The organism is Vibrio sp. YT-19(2023) (genome assembly GCF_033337395.1).
This window is the reverse complement of the sequence record NZ_JAWOQN010000224.1, coordinates 1-932: the sequence shown is the minus strand read 5'-3', so window position 1 is coordinate 932 and position 932 is coordinate 1. Positions and strand designations below refer to the sequence as shown.

Here is a 932-nt window from a genome sequence, read left to right as displayed (position 1 = left end):
TAGATTTTGATGTAACAGCGACGGCAGGAAGTGTTGAAGTTAATAACAATACTCAAATGGGAGCGGACACGGCTACTGTTTCAGTCCGTGATTATGAGTTTGTTTCTGGTACGCATGGTGATAACAACATAGTTGGGTCCGATGATAACGACGTGATCGTTGGTGATGTTCAAGGGTTACAAATTGTCGAAGGTCAGGATTACAACATTGCCTTTATGCTCGATACGTCTGGCAGTATGGGTTACGACGTTGGCCGTGCGGTAACTGAACTAAAAACAGTGCTGAATACTCTGATCGAAAGTGCGAGTGGACCTCATTCGGGCAAAGTGAACGTTTTATTAACCACTTTTTCCACTGAGAGCAAACAGGTGCTCGAGTTGGATTTGAGCTCTGACAACGCTAAGTCTCAAGTAGAATCAATATTGGACGCAATTGTGAAGCGCGGCGAAGGTAACACAAACTATGAAGCAGGCTTCCAATCAGCATTGAAATGGTTTGAGAATGCTGATAGTGGCGCAACGAATTTAAGCTATTTCATTTCTGATGGCCGTCCAAACCAAGCTACTGTGAATGATGCAAATAACATAAACCAAATGGATAGCATTGTTCTTGGAGTGGAAAACAACAAACTGGTAACGTTAGCTGATGTGTTGCCAGCGGATTACAAAACTGGTGATGTTGTAACTTACGACAATAAGACGGTGATAGATAGTAACTCACTCGTTTATTCGCTTTCGACAGGTGAGTTGTTAGGGAAGATGACAAGTAATCATAGTTATTACGATTATGAAAACTATGTACCTCATCAAGCAAATAACGCATATAGCGCAATGGCAGAATTTAGCGAAGTACGCTCAATAGGTATTGGCGGTCATCTGAATGAAGATTCGTTGAAACACTTTGACTCTGATGGTGTTGTAAGAACTAACATC

1 protein-coding gene is annotated in these 932 nt (G+C 41.7%); it reads left to right on the top strand.

What is annotated here, in order from left to right; genetic code table 11:
* The coding region (locus R7E78_RS25025) for a vWA domain-containing protein (protein WP_318058461.1) at positions 1 to 932 on the top strand (932 nt) is incomplete at both ends.